We start from the raw sequence: 23,797 nt of genomic DNA on the forward strand, positions 1-23,797 counted from the left end.
TGATGCTTACCGAGGATAAGAAAAATGACTATCAAGACCGCTGCTGCTGGTGCCGCTCTCGCTTTGGCCGCCGCTACCCTGTTTGCCGGTGTAACCACCAATGTGGTCGCCGCCGATGCCAACGTGCACTGTTACGGCGTGACTTCCTGCAAAGGCCAGAACGACTGCAAAACCAAAGACCACGCTTGCAAAGGCATGGGCGCTTGCAAAGGCCAAGGCTTCAAAGCAATGACTCAGGCGGCTTGCGAAAAAGCAGGTGGCAAGGTCGGCGAATAACTGACCGGTAAGTGCCGCCGCAGTGGTTCACGCCACTGCGGCCACTTTTATCAGGAGCCCACACATGTCTGCTTCTCTTCCTTTCCTCGGCTACGGCCTGGGATTGCGCAGCGCTTACTACCAGCAGATCCTTGAACAGTCGCCCGCCGTGGACTGGTTTGAAGTGGTCTCGGAAAATTTCCTGGTGCAGGGCGGCAAGGCTCTGTACTACCTGGACGCCATCGCCGAGCGCTATCCGCTGGTGATGCATGGTGTCTCCCTGTCCATCGGCGGGCCGCATGCCCTCGACCCGGACTATCTCAATCAACTCAAGCAATTGGCAGCGCGGGTCAAACCGGCGTGGATCTCCGACCATCTGTGCTGGAGCCGCGGCAACGCTCGTCAGTTGCATGATCTGCTGCCGCTGCCGTACACCGAAGAGAGCCTCGAATACATCGCTGGCCGAGTGGCCCAGGTTCAAGATGTGCTGCAGCGTCCATTGGTGCTGGAGAACGTCTCCAGTTATGTTCGCGCCGCCTCGGATGATTTCACCGAGTGGGAATTTCTCGCCGCACTGAGCCGGGTGAGCGGCTGCGAGTTGCTGCTGGACGTTAACAATGTCTACGTCAGTTCGCGTAATCACGGCTTCGATCCGTGGACCTTTATTGAAAGCCTGCCCAAGGACAAAGTGCGCCAGTTGCACTTGGCAGGGCACAGCGATTACGGCGACTACGTGATCGACACCCACGACCATCCGGTGAGTGATCCGGTCTGGGCGCTGTATCAGCGCACACTGGAACACTTCGGCCCGGTGGCGACATTACTGGAACGCGACGATCATTTTCCGCCCTTTGAAGAGTTGCTCGATGAACTGCAAAAGGCTCGCGAGCTGGGTAGCAATGTCTTGGCCGGGAGGCAGCAATGCGCCTGAGAGAATGGCAGCTGGCCTTCGAATCGTTTCTGCTGGATGACGCCGCGACGGCCAACCTGGCATTGGGAAAGAGCCTGATCGGCGGCCCGACGCTGGATATCGACACCGGTCTGGCGATTTATCACAACGCCTACAAGGCGCGTTTGCTGGAAGTGTTGCGCACGGATTACCCGACGATCTGGCACTGGATGGGCGACGAAGAATTCGACCTGCTGGCTACCGCGTACATCCGCCAATACCCGTCGGCGCACTACAGCCTGCGATGGCTGGGCAAGGGGTTCGCCGGCTTTATCCGTGAGCATCTGGTGCCGGAGCAGAGCGCACCACTGGCCGAATTGGCTGCGCTGGAATGGGCGTTCACGCTGGCCTTTGATGCGCCAGCAGGTTCGCCGTTAACCCTCGAAACGATGGCGTCGCTGGCTCCGGACGAATGGCCCGGGTTGCAGTTCAAACCCACACCGTCGTTGCAAAGGCTGGAGTGCCAGTTCAATAGTCTCTCGCTGTGGCGCGCGGTGAAGGAAGCGTGCGATTTCCCTGAAAGCATTGCGCTTGCGGCCCCTCAGGTCTGCCTGATCTGGCGTAATGATTTGATCTGTAATTACCGCAGTCTGGAAGCTCCCGAAGCCTCGGCCCTGAACGGGGTGCTCAACAGAGGCTGGAGTTTCTCCGAACTGTGCGCGGCGTTGGCAGTCATCTATGGTGAGGGCGCTGCACTTCAAGCGGTCACCTGGCTGAAACAGTGGGTGCAGGATGGCTTGTTGGAGCGTCTGGAACGTTAGATTCGGCCAATCAAATCGATAGCCTGCTATTTTTCAAGGATGGTCTACCCTCAGATCAGACGTCTGAAACAAGGGGGATTTTCCATGCTCGCGCAACTTCCACCGGCCTTACAGAATCTGCAGCTACCGCTTCGCCTGCGACTCTGGGACGGCCATGAATTCAATCTGGGCCCTACGCCCAGCGTCACCATCGTGGTCAAGGACCCACAGATGGTTACCCAGTTCACCCATCCAAGTCTGGACACGCTGGGGGCGGCGTTCGTCGAAGGCAAGCTAGACCTGGAGGGCTCGATCAGCGAGGTCATCCGGCTCTGCGATGAATTGAGCAATGCCTTGCTCGGTACAGATGACGACAGTCATCCCGTGCGTTCGGCGCACGACAAGGAAACCGACGCCAAAGCCATTTCCTACCATTACGACCTGTCCAACGCGTTCTACCAGCTGTGGCTGGACAGCGACATGGCGTATTCCTGCGCGTATTTCGAAACCGGCAGCGAAACGCTGGAGCAGGCGCAACAAGCCAAATTCCGTCATCTGTGCCGCAAGCTGCGTTTGCAGCCGGGCGATTATCTGCTGGATGTCGGCTGTGGCTGGGGCGGGTTGGCGCGTTACGCCGCGAGGGAATTCGGCGCCAAAGTGTTCGGCATTACCCTGAGCAAGGAGCAGTTGGAACTGGCCCGCGAACGTGTCAAAGACGAAGGTCTGGAAAGCCAGATCGAACTGCAACTGCTGGACTACCGTGATCTGCCCCAGGACGGTCGCTTCGACAAAGTGGTCAGCGTCGGCATGTTCGAACACGTCGGCCACGCCAACCTGGCCGAGTACTGCAAAACTCTGTTCGGCGCGGTGAAGGAGGGCGGCTTGGTGATGAACCACGGCATCACCGCCAAGCACACTGACGGCCGCCCGGTAGGGCGCGGAGCCGGCGAGTTCATCGAGAAATACGTATTCCCCAATGGCGAGTTGCCGCATCTGTCGATGATCTCGGCCGAGATTAGTGAAGCCGGGCTGGAAATTGTCGACGTCGAAAGTCTGCGTCTGCACTACGCACGTACGCTGGATCACTGGAGCGAGCGGTTGGAGGACAACCTTGAAGCGGCAGCTAAGTTGGTGCCGGATCAGGCCCTGCGCATCTGGCGGCTGTACCTGGCCGGCTGTGCTTACGCGTTCGCGCGCGGCTGGATCAATCTGCATCAGATCCTCGCGGTGAAAGCGCACGCCGATGGCAGCCATGAACTGCCATGGACTCGCGACGACATCTACCACCCTTGATTCCCGTCTCCCTTTCCCTGCGCAGAGGGTTTGGGAATCTCAGAGAATCGGTGAAATAAGCCGGGCGATCCGCATGCCGACCTGTTGCAGGCGGTGGACTTCCCGGCTTTCTTCTTTGGCGATCTCGTAAGACTGCTCAAAATCCTCGATCAGCATCTGTTCCACGTTGGCGGCGAAGTCACTGTCGACGGTCAGCAGCATCACTTCGAAATTCAAGCGGAACGAACGGTTATCCAGATTGGCGCTGCCAATAGCGCTGATCTCGCTGTCGATCAACACCACTTTCTGATGCAGGAAACCGGGTTCGTAACGGAACACCCGCACGCCGGCGCGCACCGCTTCGAAGGCGTAAAGGCTCGACGCAGCGTAGACGATGCGGTGATCGGGACGCGAAGGTAGCAGTAAACGCACGTCGACACCGCGCAACACCGCCAGACGCAATGCCGCGAACACGGCCTCATCGGGAATGAAGTAAGGGCTGGTGATCCACACCCGTTCCGTCGCCGCGTGGATAGCTTCGACGAAAAACAGCGAACAGGTTTCGTAGGCATCTGCCGGGCCACTGGCAAGCAACTGGCAGAGCACGCCGTCCTCCGGGTAGGCGTCCGGCAGGATCAGCGGCGGTAGCGTGCGCGCAACCCAGAACCAGTCTTCGGCGAAGGATTCCTGCATGCACGCTACCACCGGACCACGCACCTTTACATGGGTGTCACGCCACGGTGCCAGCGGCGGTTTTTCTCCCATGTACTCATCACCGACGTTGTGCCCGCCGACAAATCCGACCACGCCGTCGACCACAACAATTTTTCGATGATTCCGGAAGTTGACCTGAAAGCGATTGAGCCAGCCGCTGCGGTTGGCGAACGCTTTGACCTCGACGCCGCCATCGCGCAATGCCTGGACATAGTTGTGGGGCAGAGCGTGACTGCCGATGCGGTCGTAGAGCAGATGAATCGACACGCCTTCACTGGCTTTCTTCAGCAGCAGATCACGCAGGCGTTGACCGAGCCGATCATCGTGGATGATGAAGAACTGGATCAGCACGGCTTCCTTCGCCTGATCGATGGCTTGAAAAATCGCCTCGAACGTCGCTTGGCCATTCACCAGCAACTGCACTTCGTTATTCGCCAGACACGGCATGCGCCCCAGTTTCGGCATGGCGCGCAATGACGCGTAGGCGCTTGAGGCACGGGCCGTCAGGGCTTCTTCTACCCACGGACGCCAATTCAGTTCGGAGATGGCCTGGCGCATCTGTTCGTTAGCCTGACGCCGGGCCTTGATGTAGCCATCGAAGGTGCTGCGGCCGAACACCAGATACGGAATAAGCGTGAGGTAGGGAATGAAGATCAGCGACAATGCCCAGGCGATCGAGCCTTGAGCCGTGCGCACGGTAAGCACCGCGTGAACGGCGGCGATCAAGCCGAGGGTGTGTATCAGGGCGATCAGATAACCGAAAATGTGTGGTCCAAAATAATCCATGGGGCAGCCTTGCTCCGCAAGATTTCAATGCTTAACAGACCATGTTCCGCCGCGAATGTCGCTATTTAATTGGTGCATGAACCGAAGCAATCGGCCGACGTCTAACGGCCACTACTGATCAGGAGTTTATCGATGAACGTTCGTCTGCTGGGTTTGGCGCTGGGTCTGGGTTTGGCATTGCCGGTGGTTGCTCAGGCGCAGATGCTGCAGCCGGGGCTGTGGGAAATGACGTCGAGCAACGTCAAAGTCGATGATCAGCCGATGGACGTGCAATCGATCCTCGGCCAGCTACAAGGCCAGATGACCCCGCAACAGCGGGCGGCGCTGGAGAAAAACGGCATCAATATCGGTGGCAAGGGCATTCGCGCGTGCCTGACGCCTGAGCAAGTGGCGACCAATGATATTCCGCTGGCCGACCCGCAATCGGGCTGCAAACAGCAGATCACCGAGCGCAACGGCAACCAGTGGAAATTCCGTTTCAGCTGCCCGAAAGCGCAGGGCACGGGTGTTGCGACATTCCTCAGTGATCGGGAATTCAACACGGTCGCCAACGGCACGTTCAACGCCATCGGTATCAACCAGAAGGGCAGTCTTGAGACACGTGCAGTGTGGCTGGGCCAAGACTGCGGCGCGGTCAAACCCCGCGCCTAAAAGCATCGCCAGCAGGCTGGCTCCCACAGTGGAATACGTTCTACATGTGGGAGCCAGCCTGCTGGCGATGGCGTCATCAACATCAGCGCATAAACCGCAACGGCAAACCGCGACAACCTTCATTCACCTGACCGTCCTGCCAGGCTATCTGCCCTGACACCAGCGTCGTACTGACCCGATGCCGAAAGCTTCTCCCGGCAAATGGCGTCCATCCGCACTGCGACAGAATCGGTTGTCGAGACACCTCGAAAGTCTGCGGCTCAACCAACACCAGATCCGCCCAATACCCCTCACGCAAATAGCCTCGATCCGGAATCGCAAACAGATCCGCCACGCGATGGCTGGTCTTCGCCACCAGGGTGCTGATCGATAGAACGCCGTCCGCGACCAGTTCCAGCAACGCCGGCAATGCATGCTGCACCAGCGGTAAACCTGAAGGTGCCTCGGCGTAAGGTCTTTGTTTTTCAGCCCAGGTATGTGGCGCATGATCGCTGCCGATGACGTCCAGTCGATTGGAGTTCAACGCTGCGCGCAAAGCATCACGATCGGCCTGAGTCTTGATCGCCGGATTGCACTTGATCAGGTTGCCGAGCGTTGAATAGTCGCGATCATCAAACAGCAGATGATGCAGGCAGACTTCAGCCGTGATGCGTTTTTGTGCCAGTGGTTTGTCTTCGAACAGCTCCAGTTCTCGGGCGGTGGTGAGGTGTAAAACGTGCAGTCGTGTGCCGTAACGCTTGGCCAGGTCCACGGCCAACGAAGATGAGCGATAGCAAGTCTCGGCATTACGAATCAGCGCATGAGCGGCGGGCGGCAGATGATCACCGAACAGATCACCCAGGTTGGCCGCGTTCGCGTTGATGCTTGGCGTGTGTTCGCAGTGAGCCAGCAAGATCGTCGGCACGTCAGCAAACAACCGCTCAAGAATCTTCGGATCATCCACCAGCATGTTGCCGGTGGAGGCGCCCATGAACACTTTGACGCCGGCCACTTCGCTGGGATTGAGCGCGGCGACGGTGTCGAGATTGTCCTGGCTGACACCGAAGTGAAAACCGTAATTGGCCACTGAGCTGATCGCCGCCCGGCGCTTCTTGTCAGCCAGCGCTTCGAGGTTGAGGGTGGCGGGGTTGGTGTTGGGCATGTCCATGAAACTGGTAATGCCTCCCGCGACTGCCGCGCGAGATTCGGTGTGGATGCTACCCTTGGCCGGCGCACCGGGTTCGCGGAAATGCACCTGGTCATCGATCATCCCCGGCAACAACCACTGACCGCCCGCGTCGATTTCGACAGTCGCGTTTTCACCTTCGATGCTGCGCGCAATCTTGACGATACGACCGTTGCTGGTCAGCAGATCCCCATCGAACTCACGTCCTTCGTTGATCATTCTGGCGTTGCGAATCAGCACGCTGCTCATGGTCTAAAACTCGTTCTGCAAGGCTTTGTAGCCGCGCACCAAATCGACGTTGGTACGCGCCACGTCTTCGGAAAACTCCGAGGCGCTGACACTCACCGGCGGGAATTGCGAGAGGTCAGTGTTCGGGCCGATTCGGGTGGTGGAGGGCACGTAGAACGCGTCTGGCAAATCGCGCCCGTCGACCACCGAGTTGTGCCGCACCACGCAGCCGTCGCCGACCACACAATTGAACAGCACGCTGTTGAAGCCGATGAACACACGGTCGCCGACCACGCACGGGCCATGCACGATCGAACGATGGGCGATGGAGGTGAACTCGCCGATGGTCACCGCCGCGCCGGATTTGGAGTGGATCACCACTCCGTCCTGGATGTTCGAATTGGCGCCGATGGTGATCGGCTCCATCTCGCCGGAGGCATCCACTTCGTCGGCGCGAATGACGGCGTAGGGGCCGACAAACACATTTTCGCCAATCACTACTTTGCCGCAGATGATCGCGGTTTTATCGACGTAGGCCGACTCGGCGATTTGCGGCAGATCGCCTGAAGGATTCTTGCGGATCATGGTTGGCTCAGCGCGTTGTAAAGGGTGTTGAGGTTGTATTCGAACAGCCCGGTAAACGTGCTGGCCGGGCCGCTGGCGGCGAGCGCATCCGAGTAGAGCGTGCCGCCGATGTGCGCGCCGCTTTCATCAGCAATCTGCTTGAGCAGTCGTGCGTCCTTGATGTTTTCCATGAACACCGCTTTGACCTTCGCTTGGCGGATCTGGGTAATCAGCGCCGCGACTTCAGCGGCCGAGGGTTCGCGCTCGGTGGACAATCCTTGTGGCGCCATGAAGTCGATGCGGTACGCCTGACCGAGGTAACCGAAGGCATCGTGGCTGGTGACGATTTTTCGATTGCCCGGTGGCAGCGAACCGAGTTTGGCCTTGGCTTCTGCGAGGAGGGCGTAGATCTGTTTCAGATAGGTTTGGCTGTTGCGTTCGTAGTCGGCCTTGTTTGCAGGGTCGGCGGCGACCAGCGCTTTGGTGATGTTGGCGACGTACAACTCGGCGTTGGCCAGATTGTGCCAGGCGTGCGGATCGGGAACGGTTTCACCGTCCTCATCCAGCGAACGCGGGATCACCCCGTGACTGGCGCTGACCACAGTGGCTTTGGTTTCGGTGCTGGTCACCAGGCGATCGAGCCACGGCTCGAAGCCCAAGCCATTCTTGATGATCAGCTTGGCTTTGAGCAGGGCTTTGGCATCGTCCGGGGTCGGCTCATAGGTGTGTGCATCTGCGTCCGGGCCCACCATATTGGTGATCTGGATATGCTCGCCACCGACCTGATGAACCATGTCGGCGAGGATGCTGAAGCTGGTCACCACCGGCAACTTCTCCGCCGCCGACAATGACATCGACAGCATCAGGCTGAACAGCACTAATAGAACGCGCATCGGGAAACACCTCATTGGGATGTAAGCAAGGGTGGGCGGCGCAATAGACCGTGAACCGGTCCGAACACCACGGAGAGCAGATACCCGGCCCCGGCGACCAACACGATGGCTGGCCCGCTGGGTAGCGAGAAGTAGAACGACAGCAGCAAACCGAGCCACACCGAGAGGCAGCCGAGGAGGGCGGCGACTGCAATCAGGATCGGCAGACGACGACTCCAGAATCGCGAGCTGGCTGCGGGCAGCATCATCAGTCCGACGACCATCAGCGCGCCGATCGCCTGGAAGCCGATGACCAGATTCAGCACGACCAATGTCAGGAACACGCCATGGGCGAGTGGGCCAAGTCGGCTGACGGTTCTCAGGAACAATGGGTCGAGGGTGTCGAGCAGCAACGCTTTATAAATGAGTGCCATGGCGATCAGGCTGAAGGTCGATACCCACAGCATGCCGTTGAGGGTCGGTCCGTCGACCGCCAATGCCGACCCGAAGAGCAGGTGTAAAAGGTCGAGGCGTTTGCCGGCGATGCCAAGAATCAGCACACCGCTGGCCAGCGATATTGGATAGATGGCGGCGAGGCTGGCGTCCTCTCGCAGACCTGTTTTGCGAGTGATCCATGCGGCGAGTCCGGCCATGCTCAGACCTGCGCCGAGGCCCCCGATGGTGAGTGCAGGCAGACTCAGGCCGGCGAACCAGAAGCCCAACGCGGCACCGGGCAGGATGCCGTGTGCAACGGCGTCACCGATCAGGCTCATGCGTCGCAAAATCAAAAACACCCCGAGAGGAGCGGTGCTGCAGGCCAACACCAGACCTCCGAGCAGGGCGCGGCGCATGAAGACGAACTCGTTGAACGGTTGCCAGAGGTGCGCGACGGTGGTGAGCATCAGGCCACCTGCGTATGAGGTGTTTGCAGAATGAGTTCCTCGCTCGCGCCGAATACGCAGGCTCTGTTTTTGATCAGCAGCGTTTTCGGAATGTGTTGGCGAACGGCGGCGAGGTCGTGGCACACCACGATCAGTGTTCGACCTTCGGCGTGCCAGGCGTGGATGTGTTGCCACAGCAACTGTTGGCCCAGTTCATCGAGCGCAGCATGTGGTTCGTCGAGTAGCAAAACGGGTGCGTCGGTCAGACTCAATCGAGCGAGCAAAGCGCGTTGTAATTCACCGCCGGACAAGGCCATCAAGGGGCGTTGATTGAGTCCATTCAGGTGCCAGTTTTCCAGTGCAGCGACGAGGCGCTGTGCGCGCAGTTGCGTGGACAATCTGCGGCCCCAGAAACCGGCGGCCACCAACTCTTCGAGGCTGATCGGGAACTGGCGATCCAGGTGCTGTTGTTGCGGGAGGAAGGAGATTCCGCTTTGCCGTGGAACACTCAACGAAACCTTTCCTGCCAAAGGTCTTTGCAGGCCTGCGATGACTTTCAGCAGGCTGCTTTTACCACAGCCATTGGCACCGATGATTGCCGTCAGACTGCCGCTTTCGAATTCAAGGCTCAGGGGCGAGGTCAGCGGTTGGCCGGGTGCGCCCCAGCTCAGGGCTTGGCAACGGATCATGCCTGCTCCCGGTCCCAATGACTTTCGGCGACGGCATCGTGGGCATGCAGGCTTTCGGCGTGGGTTACTCGCAGGTGGAATGCACTGACTCCAGGTGAGCGACGTAGCGCAAGATTCAGGCGGCGTGCGGCGTCCTCACAGAACATCAGGTTCTGGCCATTGGCGAGGGCGAAGGCTTGTTCGTCCGCTCGTTTGACTGCGGTTTGTACCGCGGTGCCGAGGGCGGCTTCGGCATCATTGATGATCGCGCTCAGTGGCAGCTCATCGATGAATTCGTCGAGATGAACGTGTAGTTGCGCGGTGCTGCGTTGGCTGTGTGGTGTTGCGACGATGCCTTGGGGCGAGCCAAGCCAAGCCAAAACATCGGTGTGCTGCAGGGGTTTGTTGGCGAAGTCGTCGATGAATTGTTGCTGAATGAGCTGTCTCGCCAACGCTGCCGAACACGGGCAAGTTGAGGAGTACGGCACTTCGATTTCGAGTTCCACGTGGAACATTCTGTTTTTTAGGCTGGCCGAAATGGTTGCTGGATAGGATTTCCATCCGGCCAAAGGGCTGACCAACGCAGGTCGTCTGAGCATCAAATCGGTGTGGATTTTCACGTAGGCGTTGCTGGAAAGACCTTCGTGGCTTTCGAGAAAATGCTCAAGAATCTGGCGCAGTACCGCTGGGCTAATGTTGCGTTGTTCGAGGGCCTCCAGTGCCAGATACAAGCGCGACATGTGGATTCCGCGCGCCTCACCATCATCAAGACTCACACCTGCGTCAGCTCTTGCACTCAGGCGTTGGCCTTCCAAAAAAACAGGCAACGCAATGCCATGCATGCCCACCCATTCGAGTGGCAAGGCTTGGCGAGTGGCCTGCGCGGCGATATCCGGAAGTGTCAGCGAATTCATGTTCGGGGCCGTCGTGTTGATTGAATTAGATGTTACATTATAACAATACGAATCACGATGCCTTTTTCATGAACAGGTTTTCATATGCACAGACGCCATTTGCTCAATCTGATCCTGGCCAGTGCGGCCTTGGCTTTGCCTTTCAATGCCTCCGCCACGCAGATCCGCAACGCGAGGCTTTGGCGCTCGGATGACAAGCTGCGACTGGTGTTCGATTTAAGTGGGCCGGTTCGCTATACAACCTTCTCGCTCAGTGCCCCGGATCGGCTGATTATTGATTTGAGCGAGGTCGGTGTGAGTGGCGATTTCAGTCAGTTGGCGCTAAATAACACTGTTATTCGATCAATCCGATCCGGCCGTTTTGGCCAAAGTGATGCGCGGATAGTGCTCGATCTGAGTAGTCCTGTGCTGTTGAACAGCTTCCTTTTGGCCCCTCAGGATGGGCAGGGATACCGCTTGGTATTGGATCTGGACGGCCCAAATCAGCCGCAAGTTTCTCCAATGGTTCCACGTGAAACACTCTCAAAACCGACCCATCCCAAGCGAGATATCATCGTGGTGGTTGATCCGGGACACGGTGGGAAGGATCCCGGTGCGGTCGGCGCGAAAGGAGAGCGGGAAAAAGATGTGGTGCTTTCCATCGCCCAACTCCTCGGAAAACGCCTAAAAAAAGAAAAAGGATTCGATGTGAAGTTGGTCCGTAACGACGACTTTTTTGTCCCGTTGCGCAAGCGTGTTGAGATCGCCCGTCAGCATAAGGCCGATATGTTTATCTCCGTGCATGCCGATGCAGCGCCGCGACTGACGGCTTCTGGGGCGTCGGTTTACTGTCTGTCTGAGGGCGGAGCGACTTCGGCAACAGCACGGTTTATGGCGCAACGCGAAAACGGCGCAGATCTGCTAGGCGCTACCAGTCTTTTGAATCTCAAAGACAAAGATCCGATGCTTGCCGGGGTGATTCTCGACATGTCGATGAACGCCACCATTGCCGCGAGTTTGCAGCTCGGCAGTTCGATTCTTGGCAGCCTGGCCGGTATCACCACCCTGCATCAGAAACGCGTGGAGCAGGCAGGATTCGCCGTGCTGAAGTCACCCGATGTGCCATCGATCCTGGTGGAAACGGGCTTCATTTCCAATGCTCGCGACAGTCAAAGGCTGGTCACGGCAAGGCACCAGCAAGCCGTTGCTGACGGTTTATTCGACGGTTTACAGCGCTACTTTCAAAAGAATCCGCCGATCGACAGCTACATCGCATGGCAGCAGGAGCAGCAAAATGCGCGGGTCTAGCAGCCGGTCATTCGGCTGCAAGTGAATTTCGTGCTGCTGCCGCCTGAGCTGGAGAAGCGATTGATGGTGGTCCATCCCACCCGGCGGGTGTAGCCGACCCAGGCTTCACCGTCGGAAGCGATGCCAGTGAAGAACGTCATTTGCCCAAACCGACTGTTGGTCTGCGCCCAATACCGCTTGCCGTTCTTCTCAAAACCGCGCAGATAAAGCGTATTGCCGATCGTGTTGACGCTGTAGGCATTGCCATCGGCATCCACGCAGGCCAGAAGAGTGGCGCTGCGCGTGCAGGAGGCCAGCGCGGGGATTTGTCCCCAAGCGGTGGCTGCAGTTAACAGCAAGACGCTCAAAACCGAGCATTTCAGCGCATTTTTCATCACATTTTCCGAGCCTGAACTTAAAGGCAGCTTCCGACTGTTTGTTGATAAGGGCAAGGGCAGGGCTGGCCAATCTCTATTGTTATACTATAACATCAATTTGAACTGAGCCTGAGTCGGCCGATTTCAAACGTTTACCTTCTGCGAAGCTCCGTATGAAGCCCAGAACGTCACGCGCTACGCAAAAGCGCTGATCGGCTGCTATCTGAAGAGGATTACCCAATGTCAGCCGCACTCCCCGTGACCGTTCTTTCCGGATTTCTTGGCGCTGGAAAAAGTACACTTTTGAATTACGTACTACGTAATCGCAAGGGTTTGCGTGTGGCGGTCATCGTCAATGATATGAGCGAGATCAACATCGATGGCAGCGAAGTTCAGCGTGATGTCAGCCTAAACCGCGCCGAAGAAAAACTCGTGGAAATGAGCAACGGCTGTATCTGCTGTACGTTACGCGAGGACTTGCTCGAAGAAGTCAGCAAGCTAGCGCGAGAAGGGCGGTTCGATTATTTGCTGATCGAATCCACTGGTATCTCCGAGCCATTGCCCGTCGCAGAGACCTTCACCTTCCGCGATGAGCAAGGCCAAAGCCTCGCCGACATCGCCCGCCTGGACACCATGGTCACTGTAGTCGACGGCGTAAATTTCCTGCTCGACTACCAAGCCGCCGAAAGCCTTGCTTCTCGTGGTGAAACCCTCGGCGAAGAAGACGAGCGCTCCATCACCGATTTGCTGATCGAGCAAATCGAGTTTGCCGACGTGCTGCTGATCAGCAAAATCGACCTGATCAGCCAGCACGAGCGCGAGGAGTTGACTGCCATCCTCAAGCGGCTCAACGCGCAAGCCGAAATCATCCCGATGGTGATGGGCGAAGTACCGTTAGAGAAGATTCTCAACACCGGCCGCTTCGATTTCGAGAAAGCCGCGCAAGCACCTGGCTGGTTAAAGGAGTTGCGCGGTGAGCACGTCGCTGAAACCGAGGAGTACGGAATCGCCTCCACCGCCTACCGGGCGCGTCGGCCCTTTCATCCGCAACGCTTTTTCAGCTTCATCGATCGTCCGTGGCTGAACGGCAAGCTGCTGCGTTCCAAAGGGTTCTTCTGGCTGGCGAGCAAGCCCAACGATGCCGGCAGCTGGTCGCAGGCCGGTGGCTTGATGCGCCATGGTTTTGCCGGGCGCTGGTGGCGTTTCGTGCCAAAAAACCAATGGCCGCAGGATCAGGAAAGTACTGTCGCGATCATGGAAAACTGGACGCCGAGTGTCGGAGATTGCCGTCAGGAGCTGGTGTTTATCGGCCAGAACATCAATTTCGTACAGCTATCTGCCGAGCTCGATGCGTGTCTGTTGACCGACGATGAAATGGCACTGGGTGCAGAAGGCTGGCGATTGCTGCCGGATCCATTCGGTCCTTGGCACGAGGAGGCTGCCTGATGCTCGCGATGAAACGGCTGCAAGACCGAACGCGCTCACAGCATCAGGGCCCGGCCCCAGAAGCAATGAGCCGAATTCTGGATGACGAAATCAACCTCGCCGTCTGGCAGCGACACCTGCCGCTGCACATCGCCGAATTCGCAAGGTTATTACTGTCACTCAACGAGCCCTTGGCGGAATCGTTATGTCTGGAATTGGCGGACGAAGACGCCGAGCCTGATCTCAGCGGACTGGCCTCAAGCTTCCGCGATGTGGAAGGTTACGAAGGTTTTATCGCCGATCTGAAATGGCTGGTCAGTGCCTTCGCTTGCCTGCTCGGTGCGCGGCGTATTGGTTTGCGCCTGCGGGTGCTGGATAAAGCCATGTGCCCGCGGTTCCACGTCGATCACGTGCCGGTGCGCTTGATCACTACCTACGCGGGAATTGGCAGTGAGTGGCTGGAGGAGGGCGTAATGGATCGACGCCAACTGGGCCAGGCCAACGCCGAGCCGCAGGACGCAACACCGATTCAGCAACTCAAGAGCGGCGAAGTGGCGCTGCTGAAAGGCGAAAAATGGCACGGCAATGAAGGTTTCGGCCTGATCCACCGCTCGCCGCAACCGGCTCCGGGCGAGCGCCGTTTGATCCTGACCCTCGACTGGCTCGGCTAACACCTCAGGGCTTGAGCCATGTGCCTTGGCTCTGGCCTTCGCAGTAAGGCTTTAGATAGGCAGCGTCAGTGGCGACACCGTAATAGTGGATGTCCTGGCGATAGGGCATATTGGCGACTTGCGCGTTGCTGCACACACCGAAAGCGCCGGTGGGGCATTGATCGACATACTGCACCTCAACGTTCTGCCCGGCCAGCGCAGGCTGACAGAAGCCGTCGCTGAACAGTTTTGCCGGGATGTTGCGGTTCTGTTGGCAGACTTTCACGTCCACCCGCTCGCCCTGACTGTGCACCACGCAGGCTTGGGCCAACACCTTGCTGGACACCAGCAGCAACAGCAACGACCATCCCATCCAACGCATCTTTCAATCTCCTCAGAACCTTTCCTTAGAAAATCCCCGACCATGTTGCAGAACATTCCTGTCCACGTCATCGCAGGCCCGCTCGGCGCCGGCAAGACCAGCCTGATCCGCCAGCTCATGGCGCAACGCCCTGAAGGCGAGCGCTGGGCGGTGCTGATCAACGAGTTCGGCCAGATCGGCCTAGATGCCGCGCTGCTGACCCGCGACGGCGATGGTATCGCACTGGGTGAAGTGGCCGGGGGCTGTTTGTGTTGCGTCAATGGGGCGCCGTTTCAGATTGGCCTTGGACGTTTACTGCGCAAGGCGCAACCGGATCGGCTGTTTATCGAACCGTCCGGACTGGGCCATCCCGCGCAGTTGCTCAAGCAGTTGAGTGAAGCGCCATGGCTGGGTGTGCTGGCGGTTCAGCCGTGTGTTCTGGTTCTGGATGCCCAGGCACTCAACGCCGGGAAAGCATTGCCGGCAGCGCAGCAGGAAGCGTTGACCAGTGCTGGTTTACTGGTGTTGAACAAGGCTGAAAATCTTGATGAAACTGCCAGGCAGAAGATTGCCAGTCAGCTGCCGCCAGTCAGGCTCGTCTGGACGCAGCAAGCGCAATTGCTTTTGAGCGAGTTGCCAGGGCGAGCCGCGCAAGCAGTGGCGGGTGTGGATAACCTGATCGTGCCCAAAGGATTGGCGCAGATGCCAGCCATCTGGAGCGATCCGGCGGTGCCAATTTGCCTGAGCCAGGCGCAGGAGGGTGGTTGGAGCATTGGTTGGCGTTGGCATCCGAGCCAGATGTTTGACCCGCAAAGAGTCGCAACCTGGCTAGAAAGCCTTGATTGGAGAAGGGCAAAACTGGTTATCCACAGCACGAATGGCTGGGTTTCGGCGAATGCGCTGGATAACGCTGATCTGCATTGGCAGCCCAGTGAATGGCGGCGCGATTCGCGGATCGAGCTGATTTTCAGTGAGGCGCAGGATATTGGTGCGTTGCAGAAGGCGTTAGCGGGTTGTCGAGTGGGTTAAAGATCTTTTGATTTTTTACGGCTTCCACTTCGTGTGTTCCTGCCGCCACTGACTCAGCTCGATCACTTCCGCCCGTGGCTTGTGCACCTCGACAACTGGCGGCGTGTCGTCGAACGGTGCCGGGTAGGGCGCCAATTCGATCTGCGCACTGTGCGCGCCGAACTGGGTGATGGTGCCGTTGTGGCGGCTTTCGCCAGTCACGGTGAACTCGAAGTTGTACACCCGCGCCAGCCGCCGGCGACCGCTGGCATCCTTGATGAATCCAATCTTCTTCAACGCGACGTTGCCGTCCAGCAGCTCGACGCCGACGTTGATGCAATGTTGCTTGACCCGCTCCAGCGCCCGCTCGCGCAAGCCGTGGTTGTGCCATAGCCACGCACCGGCAGCGGCGAACAGGATCAGCACGAAGATGTTTTCGAGGGTCAGCATCAACAAGGAACTCCAAAAGTTAGCGTCAGCTTAACTGCGTCGCCGGTCTGTCGTACAGGCTGCGTTTCGTCGCATACTGCGCGGCTTGAATTTCAATCGTTTTACGGAAAAACCCGAATGAAACGTACGCCTCATCTGCTCGCCATTCAGTCCCATGTGGTGTTCGGCCACGCCGGCAACAGCGCCGCAGTATTTCCGATGCAGCGGGTCGGGGTGAATGTCTGGCCGCTCAACACGGTGCAGTTTTCCAATCACACCCAGTACGGCCAGTGGACTGGCGAAGTGCTCTCACCGCAACAGATTCCCGAACTGGTCGAAGGCATCGCCGCCATTGGTGAATTGGGCAACTGCGATGCGGTGCTGTCCGGTTATCTCGGCAACGCAGCGCAGGGCCGGGCGATTCTTAGCGGCGTTGCGCGCATCAAGTCGGTCAATCCGAAGGCGCTGTATCTGTGTGATCCGGTGATGGGCCACCCTGAGAAGGGTTGCAGCGTACCGACCGAGGTCAGCGATTTCCTGCTGGAAGAGGCGGCTGCCGTCGCGGACATCATGTGTCCGAACCAGTTGGAGCTGGACAGCTTCTCCGGGCGCAAACCGCAGTCGTTGTTCGATTGCCTGGCGATGGCACGAGCGCTACTGGCGCGTGGGCCGAAAGCCGTACTGGTCAAGCATCTGGACTACCCGGGTAAACCGGCGGAGGGTTTCGAGATGCTGTTGGTGACCGCCGAGGGCAGTTGGCACCTGCGTCGTCCGCTGCTGGCGTTTCCGCGTCAGCCGGTGGGCGTGGGCGATCTGACGTCCGGCCTGTTTCTGGCGCGCGTGCTGTTGGGCGACAGTCTGGTGGCGGCGTTCGAGTTCACGGCGGCTGCGGTGCATGAGGTGTTGCTGGAAACCCAGGCGTGCGCCAGTTACGAGCTGCAGTTGGTGCGTGCGCAGGATCGCATTGCGCATCCTCGGGTGAAGTTCGAGGCCACTGCGATCAGTCTGTAACACCGCGTCGTCCCATTCGCGAGCAAGCTCGCTCCCACAGGTACAGCGTGAACCCTGTGGGAGCGAGCTTGCTCGCGAAAGCGGTCGTCAGATCGCTACAAATGTCAGGCGTCGCCCTTGATCTCCTGATAGCGCTTTTCCAGTTCCTGGCGAATCTGCCGGCGTTGCTGCGCCTGCATGTAGCGGCGCTTGTCTTCGCTGTTCTGCGGTTGCAGCGGCGGCACGGCGGCCGGTTTGCGCTGGTCATCCACCGCAACCATGGTGAAGAAGCAGCTGTTGGTGTGGCGCACCGAGCGCTCGCGGATGTTTTCGGTGACGACTTTGATGCCGACTTCCATCGAGGTGTTGCCGGTGTAGTTGACCGACGCGAGGAAGGTCACCAGTTCGCCGACATGGATCGGCTCGCGGAAAATCACCTGATCCACAGACAGGGTCACCACGTAGCGGCCGGCGTAGCGGCTCGCGCAGGCGTAAGCCACTTCGTCGAGGTATTTGAGCAGGGTGCCGCCGTGGACATTGCCAGAGAAGTTGGCCATGTCGGGGGTCATCAGTACCGTCATCGACAGCTGGGCGTTTCCGGGTTCCATAACGTTCTCACGGATCAAGGCTGGTTTGCTGGAAGCACCTCTGCGGGCGCCTGGTCACTTTTCTAAAGCACCGTTATCGGGACGCCGGACGACTGGCTGCCGTCACGCCGGGATCGATCTGTTTCCTTATATTGCGCCGCCTTCCACTGCGAAGTCGCGGTGTTAACCTGCAAAAGCCCCTCCCAAGGGCAATTCCCACACGAAAAGCGGATTTTTACCCCGGCTCGCTCAGACCTTTCTGATGCCTGACTGCGAGCGTCGTCATTCAAGGAGCCCACACCATGCATGCCATCAGTTTTATTCAGGACCTGGCAGTGATCATGTTGGTCGCGGGCGTGGTGACCGTGTTGTTCCATCGTTTCAAGCAGCCAGTGGTGCTCGGTTACATCGTCGCCGGCTTCATCATTGGCCCGCACACCCCACCGTTCAGCCTTATCCACGATGAAGAAACCATCAAGACGCTCGCCGAGTTGGGGGTGATTTTCCTGATGTTCTGCCTCGGGCTGGAATTCAGTCTGCGCAAGCTGTTCAAGGTGGGTGCCACGGCGTTCATCGCAGCGTTCCTCGAAATCGTATTGATGATCTGGATCGGCTTCGAAATCGGCCGCTGGTTCGACTGGAGCACCATGGACTCGCTGTTCCTCGGCGCGATTCTGGCGATCTCCTCAACCACCATCATCGTCAAGGCGCTCAATGACCTGAAGATGAAGAATGAGCGCTTCGCACAGTTGATCTTCGGCGTGCTGATCGTCGAAGACATTCTCGGTATCGGCATCATTGCCTTGCTGTCGAGCATCGCGGTCAGCGGCACGGTGAGCTCCGGCGAAGTGTTTTCCACAGTCGGCAAGTTGTCGCTATTCATGATCGTCGCGCTGGTGATCGGCATTCTGCTGGTGCCGCGTTTGCTGGCTTACGTCGCCAAATTCGAAAGCAACGAGATGCTGCTGATCACCGTGCTGGGCTTGTGTTTCGGATTTTGCCTGCTGGTGGTCAAACTTGAATACAGCATGGTGCTCGGCGCATTCCTGATCGGCGCGATCATGGCCGAGTCGCGGCAATTGCTGAAAATCGAGCGTCTGATCGAGCCGGTTCGCGACCTGTTCAGCGCAATCTTCTTCGTCGCCATCGGCCTGATGCTCGATCCGATGATTCTGCTGCAATACGCGTGGCCGATTGCCGTGATCACGGTAGCCGTGGTGCTCGGCAAGATACTGTCCTGCGGGCTCGGTGCGTTTATCGCCGGCAATGACGGACGCACCTCACTGCGAGTGGGGATGGGGCTGTCACAGATTGGCGAATTTTCCTTCATCATCGCCGCGTTGGGCATGACCTTGCAGGTCACCAGCAACTTCCTCTATCCGGTGGCTGTGGCCGTATCGGTAATCACCACTCTGCTGACGCCGTACCTGATTCGCGCCGCTGATCCACTGTCGATCAAACTGGCTGCCGTCATGCCGCAGCGCTTGGGGCGGGTGCTGGGGATGTACGGCGAATGGCTGCGCAGCATTCAGCCGCAGGGCGAGGGGGCGATGCTGGCGTCGATCATCCGGCGAATTCTTTTACAGGTCGGGGTCAATCTGGCGCTGGTCATCGCGATCTTCTTTTCGGGGGCGTTCTTCGCCGAGCGCATCTCGACGTATCTGCAAGACTGGATCAGCGATCCGAGCTGGCAGAAAGCGTTGATCTGGGGCGGGGCCTTGCTGGTGTCGTTGCCGTTTCTGATTGCCGCTTATCGCAAGCTCAAGGCGCTGTCGATGTTGTTGGCCGAGATGGGCGTGAAGCCAGAGATGGCCGGGAGGCACACGCAGCGAGTGCGCCGGGTGATCTCCGAGGTGATCCCGATTCTCTCGCTGCTGGTGATTTTCCTGCTGCTGGCAGCCTTGTCGGCCAGTATTCTGCCGACCAACAAGTTGCTGGTGCTGATCGCCGTGGTCGCGGCCGCCATGGCGGCGCTGCTCTGGCGCTGGTTCATCCGCGTGCACACGCGGATGCAGGTGGCCTTGCTGGAAACCCTCGACAACCACAAGGAGTCGTCGGGGCACTGACCACCCGGGGCGCTTGGCCTATCAGCTTTCCAGCCAGACGTCCCGCGCCCAATGCCAGACCGATTCCCAGGTTTCTTCGGCAATCAGCTCTTCTTCGGCTTGCCACAACACCACAGTGCCGTCTTCTTCGACGAGGTAGTAATCGTCGCCGACCTGGCAAATCGGGATCATGCTGCGATCTACACCGGCGTCCCAAGCGTTGGCTGCAACATCCGGCAGATAGGTGTGAGATTGCGGATCGGTGACGGTCACCGGTTCCAGACTGCCGTAGACCACATCGCTGACGGTCAGCAAAAACTCTCTGAAGACAAACGGGATGTCGATGAACAGTTGTTCTTCGATTTCGACCAGCAGATCTTCGTCTGGCAGCTCCAAGGGGACCGGTACCGGTTCGTTGGCTTCACGCAGTTGTTCGATGATTTCTTCCACGTCCGGGATCCTCTTGCTTGTATGGCGCGGTTTATATGGGCCGGTTTATACAGTAGCTTGCTATAGATGCAACCGCGAAATAGAAAAACCCCAGCCGAGGCTGGGGTTTTCGTTACTGCATGCCTAGCGCGGAAGGGATCAGCCGTTCTGGCGGATACCGGCCACCAGCCAAGGCTGATTTTCGCCTTGCGGACGTTCCATGTTCCAGCTTTCGCTGAACACTTCGCCTTGGTCGAAACGCGAGGTCTTCGACACACCGCTGAAAGTCAGGGTGGCGATGGTCTTCTCGGCACGGTCATCTACGCCGTCCAGTTGAACCTGGAGGTTGTCGATGTAGGTCGACTGGAAGGCGTCGCCCAGATCCGCACGTTCACGCTTGAGGAACTCGAGCATTTGCGGGGTCACGAACTCGGCGATCTTGTCCATTTCGTTAGCGTCCCAGTGCTGCTGCAGCGACTGGAAGTGGCTGCGTGCAGCTTCAAGGAAGCTCTGCTCGTTGAACCAGGCCGGTGCGTTGATCACCGGACGGGCGGCAGCAGATGCAGCCGAACCACCGAAGATCGAACCCATGCCAGCAGGCTTCTGCTCGAATACTTCACGCTGCATCGGCGCGCCAGCCGGAGCCAGTTGCTCCTGCTGCTTGCGGCGACGAGCGGCGATGAAGCGGAAGATCACGAACGCGATCACGGCCATGATCAGGATGTCGAAAATCTGCATGCCCTGGAAGCCGCCGCCCATGAACATGGAAGCGAGCAGGCCACCGGCGGCGATGCCGGCCAGAGGGCCGAGCCATTTCGAAGCACCGCCGGCCTTGGCAGCAGCGCCTGCGGCACCGGCAGCACCAGCGGTCGCCGCAGCGCCGCCAGCTGCGGAAGAAGGAGCCATTTGGCTGGTCTGGTGCGTCGGCGCAGCGCCGGCGCTTTTGCCACCACCAAAGCGCTTGGCGTTGGCGTCGAGGCTCATCGTCAGGCCGATGCACAACGCCATGGCGATGCTAAGAAAACGTTTCATAAAGGGAATTCCCGTTTGTGGAGACACGCGCGCCATGTTGCACAGCTGAAGTGTTACTGGCTAGCGAGAGAGTGTTTCGGGCTTTTGCCTGACAGGTTACGTTCAGCTCGGTCAGGCAATAAGGCCATGTACTTTCGGCTGTAGGAAAAGGAGATAGGTTCAGAAAGAAATCGAACCTTGTGGGAGCGAGCTTGCTCGCGAAAGCGGTGTGTCATTCAACTCATTGGTCGGCTGACACTCCCTCTTCGCGAGCAAGCTCGCTCCCACGTGTGTTCTGCGCTTGAACGTTAGATCGCTTCCAGCTTCGCGTAACCCAGCATCAACCACTTGCTGCCTTCGCCGAAGTTCACCTGCACCCGCGCCTGTGCGCCCGCGCCTTCGAAGTTGAGGATCACGCCGTCGCCAAAGACCGAGTGGCGCACCGTCTGACCCAGGCTGAAGCCAGTCTCGGGAATCTCGCTGCCGCTGAACAGGTTGCTGCCGCTCATCGACTGGTTACCGCCGAACGGACGGCTGACGCTGTTCGACAAACGGACTTCCTGAATCAGACCTTTCGGCACCTCCCGCACGAAACGCGAGACCTTGTTGTAGGTTTCGCTGCCGTACAGGCGTCGGGTTTCAGCGTAGGTCATCACCAGATTCTGCATCGCACGAGTGATACCGACGTAAGCCAGACGACGTTCTTCTTCAAGACGCCCCGGTTCTTCCAGGCTCATCTTGTGTGGGAACAGGCCTTCTTCCATGCCCACGAGGAACACGTAAGGGAATTCCAGGCCTTTGGCGCTGTGCAGCGTCATCAACTGAATGCTGTCTTCGTGCTCGTCGGCCTGAGTGTCGCCGGCCTCCAGCGAAGCGTGGCCGAGGAATGCCGCCAGTGGCGTCAGGTCTTCGTCTTCTTCAGTGTTCTCGAAGTTGCGCGCGGCGCTGACCAGTTCCTCAAGGTTTTCTACCCGAGCCTGGCCTTTCTCGCCTTTTTCCGCTTCGTGATAGGCGATCAGGCCGGATTGCTCGATGACGGTTTGTGTCATCAAGTGCAGCGGCATCTCCGCGCATTTGGCGGCGAGGTTCTCGATCAGCTCGATAAACGCGCCCAGAGCACCAGCAGCGCGACCAGTCAGGCCTTTATTGGCGACCAGCAGGCGCATGCCTTCCCACATCGACACATCGCTGTGACGCGCATGCTCGCGGATCGCTTCGACGGTTTTCTCGCCGATGCCGCGGGCCGGAACGTTGATCACCCGTTCCAGCGCTGCATCATTGCCGCGACCTTCGAGCAACCGCAGGTAGGCCATGGCGTTCTTGATTTCCGCCCGCTCGAAGAAGCGCTGGCCGCCATAGATGCGGTACGGGATACGTTCACGCAGTAGCGCTTCTTCCAAAACGCGCGATTGGGCGTTGGAACGGTACAGAATCGCGATATCGCTGCGAGCCAAGCCGGTTTTCAGCGCGCTTTCGATGGTTTCGACAACGTAGCGTGCTTCATCGTGTTCGTTGAACGCGGCGTACAGATTGATCGCCTCGCCGTCGCCGCCGTCCGTCCACAGCTCTTTGCCCAGACGTCCGGTGTTGTTGGCGATCAGGGCGTTGGCCGCTTTCAGGATGCCCGCGGTGGAGCGGTAGTTTTGCTCCAGGCGAATGGTCACGGCGTCCGGGAAGTCGGCGGAGTATTGATGGATGTTTTCGATCTTCGCTCCGCGCCAGCCGTAAATCGACTGGTCGTCGTCGCCGACCACCATCAAGCTGTCGCCGCCCTTGCCGAGCAGACGCAACCAGGCGTACTGCACGGCGTTGGTGTCCTGGAACTCGTCCACCAGAATGTGCCGGAAGCGCTTCTGATAATGCGCCAGCAGCCCCGGGTGGTCGCGCCACAAGTCGAGGGCGCGCAGCAGCAGTTCAGAGAAGTCGATAACGCCGGCGCGCAGGCAGGCGGCCTCGTAGGCCTCGTAAATGCCGCGCATGGTGGCCAGGTACAAGTCGCCGCTGGCCTGAATGTGTTGGGGACGCAGACCTTCGTCTTTCTGTCCATTAATGAACCATTGGGCCTGACGGGCCGGCCAGCGTTGCTCGTCCAGGCCCAGCTCGCGGATCACCCGCTTGACCAGTCGTTGCTGGTCGTCGCTGTCGAGAATCTGGAAGGTCTGGCTCAGGCCGGCCTCCTGCCAGTGCGCCCGCAGCAAGCGGTGCGCCAGGCCGTGGAAGGTGCCGACCCACATGCCGGCCGGGTTAATGCCCATCAACTGCTCGATGCGGTGACGCATCTCGGCAGCGGCCTTGTTGGTGAAAGTCACCGACAGGATGGAGTGGGGCGAGGCGTTTTCGACCTGGATTAACCAGGCGATACGGTGCACCAGCACTCGGGTTTTACCGGAGCCGGCACCGGCCAGGACCAACTGACGGCCAACGGAGGCTGCTACGGCCTGGCGTTGGGCATCGTTGAGGGAGTTCAGCAGAAGGGAGAGGTCATCGCGCATCGGGGCATTCTAGGGTGCGCCGCAGGCCCGGGCAAACCGAGCTTTGCATTAGCCGATGAAAGTGTCGT

At 58.9% G+C, this 23,797-nt stretch carries 25 protein-coding genes; 11 read left to right on the plus strand and 14 right to left on the minus strand.

What is annotated here, in order from left to right; genetic code table 11:
• The first annotated feature begins 24 nt into the window (after positions 1-24).
• The 4 genes from ACIQVE_RS10980 to cfaB all read left to right on the plus strand — a co-directional run bounded on the left by ACIQVE_RS10980 (position 25) and on the right by cfaB (position 3,237).
• Positions 25-276, plus strand: a complete 252-nt coding sequence (locus ACIQVE_RS10980) for a hypothetical protein (protein ID WP_402807800.1) — start codon at positions 25-27, stop codon at positions 274-276.
• Between the two features lie 64 nt (positions 277-340).
• Entirely contained in the window at positions 341-1,186 is an 846-nt protein-coding gene (locus ACIQVE_RS10985; RefSeq protein ID WP_402807802.1) for a DUF692 domain-containing protein, read from the plus strand.
• The gene (locus ACIQVE_RS10990; protein ID WP_402807804.1) at positions 1,177-1,965 is read left to right on the plus strand and encodes a putative DNA-binding domain-containing protein; all 789 of its coding nucleotides are present in this window, start codon (positions 1,177-1,179) and stop codon (positions 1,963-1,965) included. The genes ACIQVE_RS10985 and ACIQVE_RS10990 overlap by 10 nt, the downstream gene beginning before the upstream one ends.
• Before the next feature lie 84 nt (positions 1,966-2,049).
• Entirely contained in the window at positions 2,050-3,237 is a 1,188-nt protein-coding gene (gene cfaB / locus ACIQVE_RS10995; RefSeq protein ID WP_402807805.1) for a C17 cyclopropane fatty acid synthase CfaB, read from the plus strand.
• Between the two features lie 39 nt (positions 3,238-3,276).
• On the opposite strand, the gene cls is transcribed toward cfaB, so the two are convergent.
• Positions 3,277-4,716, minus strand: a complete 1,440-nt coding sequence (gene cls, locus ACIQVE_RS11000) for a cardiolipin synthase (protein ID WP_402807807.1) — start codon at positions 4,714-4,716, stop codon at positions 3,277-3,279.
• A 132-nt stretch (positions 4,717-4,848) separates the two neighbouring features.
• Between cls and ACIQVE_RS11005 the strand changes: the two genes are divergently transcribed.
• Positions 4,849-5,367: a DUF3617 domain-containing protein gene (locus ACIQVE_RS11005; RefSeq protein ID WP_402807810.1), complete on the plus strand. Its 519-nt coding sequence runs from the start codon at positions 4,849-4,851 to the stop codon at positions 5,365-5,367.
• Positions 5,368-5,449: 82 nt separating this feature from the next.
• On the opposite strand, the gene ACIQVE_RS11010 is transcribed toward ACIQVE_RS11005, so the two are convergent.
• The 6 genes from ACIQVE_RS11010 to folE2 are packed head-to-tail and all read right to left on the minus strand — an operon-like array spanning position 5,450 to position 10,659.
• Positions 5,450-6,781: a dihydroorotase gene (locus ACIQVE_RS11010; protein WP_402807813.1), complete on the minus strand. Its 1,332-nt coding sequence runs from the start codon at positions 6,779-6,781 to the stop codon at positions 5,450-5,452.
• Between the two features lie 3 nt (positions 6,782-6,784).
• A complete protein-coding gene (locus ACIQVE_RS11015; protein WP_150616936.1) occupies positions 6,785-7,345 on the minus strand; it encodes a DapH/DapD/GlmU-related protein in 561 nt (186 codons plus the stop codon).
• Positions 7,342-8,217, minus strand: coding sequence for a metal ABC transporter substrate-binding protein (locus tag ACIQVE_RS11020; protein WP_402807816.1), 876 nt, complete (start codon positions 8,215-8,217; stop codon positions 7,342-7,344). The genes ACIQVE_RS11015 and ACIQVE_RS11020 overlap by 4 nt, the downstream gene beginning before the upstream one ends.
• Positions 8,218-8,228: 11 nt before the next feature.
• Positions 8,229-9,098 carry a metal ABC transporter permease gene (locus tag ACIQVE_RS11025; RefSeq protein ID WP_402807818.1) on the minus strand — a complete coding sequence of 290 codons (870 nt, stop codon included), beginning with the start codon at positions 9,096-9,098 and terminating at the stop codon, positions 8,229-8,231.
• Entirely contained in the window at positions 9,098-9,766 is a 669-nt protein-coding gene (locus tag ACIQVE_RS11030) for a metal ABC transporter ATP-binding protein (RefSeq protein ID WP_402807820.1), read from the minus strand. Before ACIQVE_RS11030 ends, ACIQVE_RS11025 begins: the two co-directional genes overlap by 1 nt.
• Positions 9,763-10,659: a GTP cyclohydrolase FolE2 gene (folE2, locus tag ACIQVE_RS11035; RefSeq protein WP_402807823.1), complete on the minus strand. Its 897-nt coding sequence runs from the start codon at positions 10,657-10,659 to the stop codon at positions 9,763-9,765. The genes ACIQVE_RS11030 and folE2 overlap by 4 nt, the downstream gene beginning before the upstream one ends.
• 84 nt (positions 10,660-10,743) lie before the next feature.
• Here folE2 and ACIQVE_RS11040 point away from each other — a divergent pair, with 84 nt between their 5' ends.
• Complete coding sequence (locus ACIQVE_RS11040) at positions 10,744-11,946, plus strand: N-acetylmuramoyl-L-alanine amidase (protein WP_402807824.1); 1,203 nt, start codon at positions 10,744-10,746, stop codon at positions 11,944-11,946.
• On the opposite strand, the gene ACIQVE_RS11045 is transcribed toward ACIQVE_RS11040, so the two are convergent.
• Positions 11,943-12,320 (minus strand): glutamine synthetase, encoded by a 378-nt coding sequence (locus ACIQVE_RS11045; protein ID WP_402807827.1) that lies wholly within the window; start codon positions 12,318-12,320, stop codon positions 11,943-11,945. The genes ACIQVE_RS11040 and ACIQVE_RS11045 overlap by 4 nt on opposite strands.
• Before the next feature lie 222 nt (positions 12,321-12,542).
• Between ACIQVE_RS11045 and zigA the strand changes: the two genes are divergently transcribed.
• Both zigA and ACIQVE_RS11055 read left to right on the plus strand, forming a co-directional pair.
• Positions 12,543-13,748, plus strand: coding sequence for a zinc metallochaperone GTPase ZigA (gene zigA, locus ACIQVE_RS11050; protein WP_402807830.1), 1,206 nt, complete (start codon positions 12,543-12,545; stop codon positions 13,746-13,748).
• Positions 13,748-14,398 carry a DUF1826 domain-containing protein gene (locus tag ACIQVE_RS11055; protein WP_402807833.1) on the plus strand — a complete coding sequence of 217 codons (651 nt, stop codon included), beginning with the start codon at positions 13,748-13,750 and terminating at the stop codon, positions 14,396-14,398. The genes zigA and ACIQVE_RS11055 overlap by 1 nt, the downstream gene beginning before the upstream one ends.
• A 4-nt stretch (positions 14,399-14,402) precedes the next feature.
• Here the strand turns inward: ACIQVE_RS11055 and ACIQVE_RS11060 are convergent, their stop codons facing one another.
• On the minus strand, positions 14,403-14,759 hold the full coding sequence (locus ACIQVE_RS11060) for an NADH:ubiquinone oxidoreductase (protein WP_402807835.1): 357 nt from the start codon (positions 14,757-14,759) through the stop codon (positions 14,403-14,405).
• A 42-nt stretch (positions 14,760-14,801) separates the two neighbouring features.
• Here ACIQVE_RS11060 and ACIQVE_RS11065 point away from each other — a divergent pair, with 42 nt between their 5' ends.
• Positions 14,802-15,767 (plus strand): CobW family GTP-binding protein, encoded by a 966-nt coding sequence (locus ACIQVE_RS11065; protein WP_402807838.1) that lies wholly within the window; start codon positions 14,802-14,804, stop codon positions 15,765-15,767.
• 15 nt (positions 15,768-15,782) lie between these two features.
• On the opposite strand, the gene ACIQVE_RS11070 is transcribed toward ACIQVE_RS11065, so the two are convergent.
• Positions 15,783-16,196: a DUF3301 domain-containing protein gene (locus tag ACIQVE_RS11070; protein WP_042561850.1), complete on the minus strand. Its 414-nt coding sequence runs from the start codon at positions 16,194-16,196 to the stop codon at positions 15,783-15,785.
• A gap of 117 nt (positions 16,197-16,313) precedes the next feature.
• Here ACIQVE_RS11070 and pdxY point away from each other — a divergent pair, with 117 nt between their 5' ends.
• Positions 16,314-17,186 (plus strand): pyridoxal kinase PdxY, encoded by an 873-nt coding sequence (pdxY, locus tag ACIQVE_RS11075; RefSeq protein WP_402807841.1) that lies wholly within the window; start codon positions 16,314-16,316, stop codon positions 17,184-17,186.
• A 104-nt stretch (positions 17,187-17,290) separates the two neighbouring features.
• Here the strand turns inward: pdxY and ACIQVE_RS11080 are convergent, their stop codons facing one another.
• Entirely contained in the window at positions 17,291-17,773 is a 483-nt protein-coding gene (locus tag ACIQVE_RS11080) for an acyl-CoA thioesterase (RefSeq protein ID WP_003229693.1), read from the minus strand.
• A gap of 281 nt (positions 17,774-18,054) precedes the next feature.
• Between ACIQVE_RS11080 and ACIQVE_RS11085 the strand changes: the two genes are divergently transcribed.
• A complete protein-coding gene (locus ACIQVE_RS11085; RefSeq protein WP_402807844.1) occupies positions 18,055-19,818 on the plus strand; it encodes a cation:proton antiporter in 1,764 nt (587 codons plus the stop codon).
• A 21-nt stretch (positions 19,819-19,839) separates the two neighbouring features.
• Here ACIQVE_RS11085 and ACIQVE_RS11090 read toward each other — a convergent pair whose 3' ends face one another.
• The 3 genes from ACIQVE_RS11090 to uvrD form a co-directional block, all read right to left on the minus strand.
• On the minus strand, positions 19,840-20,247 hold the full coding sequence (locus ACIQVE_RS11090) for an SMI1/KNR4 family protein (RefSeq protein ID WP_057396553.1): 408 nt from the start codon (positions 20,245-20,247) through the stop codon (positions 19,840-19,842).
• A gap of 138 nt (positions 20,248-20,385) precedes the next feature.
• On the minus strand, positions 20,386-21,258 hold the full coding sequence (locus ACIQVE_RS11095) for a Tim44 domain-containing protein (protein WP_402807847.1): 873 nt from the start codon (positions 21,256-21,258) through the stop codon (positions 20,386-20,388).
• Between the two features lie 287 nt (positions 21,259-21,545).
• A complete protein-coding gene (uvrD, locus tag ACIQVE_RS11100) occupies positions 21,546-23,729 on the minus strand; it encodes a DNA helicase II (RefSeq protein ID WP_402807849.1) in 2,184 nt (727 codons plus the stop codon).
• Positions 23,730-23,797 lie beyond the last annotated feature (68 nt).

Origin of the sequence: Pseudomonas sp. NPDC098747 (assembly GCF_044760045.1) — a bacterium.
GTDB lineage: Bacteria > Pseudomonadota > Gammaproteobacteria > Pseudomonadales > Pseudomonadaceae > Aquipseudomonas.

Coding starts and splice junctions, on each gene's coding strand:
- ACIQVE_RS10980 (WP_402807800.1), top strand. CDS start 25: ATGACTATCAAGACCGCTGCTGCTGGTGCCGCTCTCGCTTTGGCCGCC.
- ACIQVE_RS10985 (WP_402807802.1), top strand. CDS start 341: ATGTCTGCTTCTCTTCCTTTCCTCGGCTACGGCCTGGGATTGCGCAGC.
- ACIQVE_RS10990 (WP_402807804.1), top strand. CDS start 1,177: ATGCGCCTGAGAGAATGGCAGCTGGCCTTCGAATCGTTTCTGCTGGAT.
- cfaB (WP_402807805.1), top strand. CDS start 2,050: ATGCTCGCGCAACTTCCACCGGCCTTACAGAATCTGCAGCTACCGCTT.
- cls (WP_402807807.1), bottom strand. CDS start 4,716: ATGGATTATTTTGGACCACACATTTTCGGTTATCTGATCGCCCTGATA.
- ACIQVE_RS11005 (WP_402807810.1), top strand. CDS start 4,849: ATGAACGTTCGTCTGCTGGGTTTGGCGCTGGGTCTGGGTTTGGCATTG.
- ACIQVE_RS11010 (WP_402807813.1), bottom strand. CDS start 6,781: ATGAGCAGCGTGCTGATTCGCAACGCCAGAATGATCAACGAAGGACGT.
- ACIQVE_RS11015 (WP_150616936.1), bottom strand. CDS start 7,345: ATGATCCGCAAGAATCCTTCAGGCGATCTGCCGCAAATCGCCGAGTCG.
- ACIQVE_RS11020 (WP_402807816.1), bottom strand. CDS start 8,217: ATGCGCGTTCTATTAGTGCTGTTCAGCCTGATGCTGTCGATGTCATTG.
- ACIQVE_RS11025 (WP_402807818.1), bottom strand. CDS start 9,098: ATGCTCACCACCGTCGCGCACCTCTGGCAACCGTTCAACGAGTTCGTC.
- ACIQVE_RS11030 (WP_402807820.1), bottom strand. CDS start 9,766: ATGATCCGTTGCCAAGCCCTGAGCTGGGGCGCACCCGGCCAACCGCTG.
- folE2 (WP_402807823.1), bottom strand. CDS start 10,659: ATGAATTCGCTGACACTTCCGGATATCGCCGCGCAGGCCACTCGCCAA.
- ACIQVE_RS11040 (WP_402807824.1), top strand. CDS start 10,744: ATGCACAGACGCCATTTGCTCAATCTGATCCTGGCCAGTGCGGCCTTG.
- ACIQVE_RS11045 (WP_402807827.1), bottom strand. CDS start 12,320: ATGAAAAATGCGCTGAAATGCTCGGTTTTGAGCGTCTTGCTGTTAACT.
- zigA (WP_402807830.1), top strand. CDS start 12,543: ATGTCAGCCGCACTCCCCGTGACCGTTCTTTCCGGATTTCTTGGCGCT.
- ACIQVE_RS11055 (WP_402807833.1), top strand. CDS start 13,748: ATGCTCGCGATGAAACGGCTGCAAGACCGAACGCGCTCACAGCATCAG.
- ACIQVE_RS11060 (WP_402807835.1), bottom strand. CDS start 14,759: ATGCGTTGGATGGGATGGTCGTTGCTGTTGCTGCTGGTGTCCAGCAAG.
- ACIQVE_RS11065 (WP_402807838.1), top strand. CDS start 14,802: ATGTTGCAGAACATTCCTGTCCACGTCATCGCAGGCCCGCTCGGCGCC.
- ACIQVE_RS11070 (WP_042561850.1), bottom strand. CDS start 16,196: ATGCTGACCCTCGAAAACATCTTCGTGCTGATCCTGTTCGCCGCTGCC.
- pdxY (WP_402807841.1), top strand. CDS start 16,314: ATGAAACGTACGCCTCATCTGCTCGCCATTCAGTCCCATGTGGTGTTC.
- ACIQVE_RS11080 (WP_003229693.1), bottom strand. CDS start 17,773: ATGGAACCCGGAAACGCCCAGCTGTCGATGACGGTACTGATGACCCCC.
- ACIQVE_RS11085 (WP_402807844.1), top strand. CDS start 18,055: ATGCATGCCATCAGTTTTATTCAGGACCTGGCAGTGATCATGTTGGTC.
- ACIQVE_RS11095 (WP_402807847.1), bottom strand. CDS start 21,258: ATGAAACGTTTTCTTAGCATCGCCATGGCGTTGTGCATCGGCCTGACG.
- uvrD (WP_402807849.1), bottom strand. CDS start 23,729: ATGCGCGATGACCTCTCCCTTCTGCTGAACTCCCTCAACGATGCCCAA.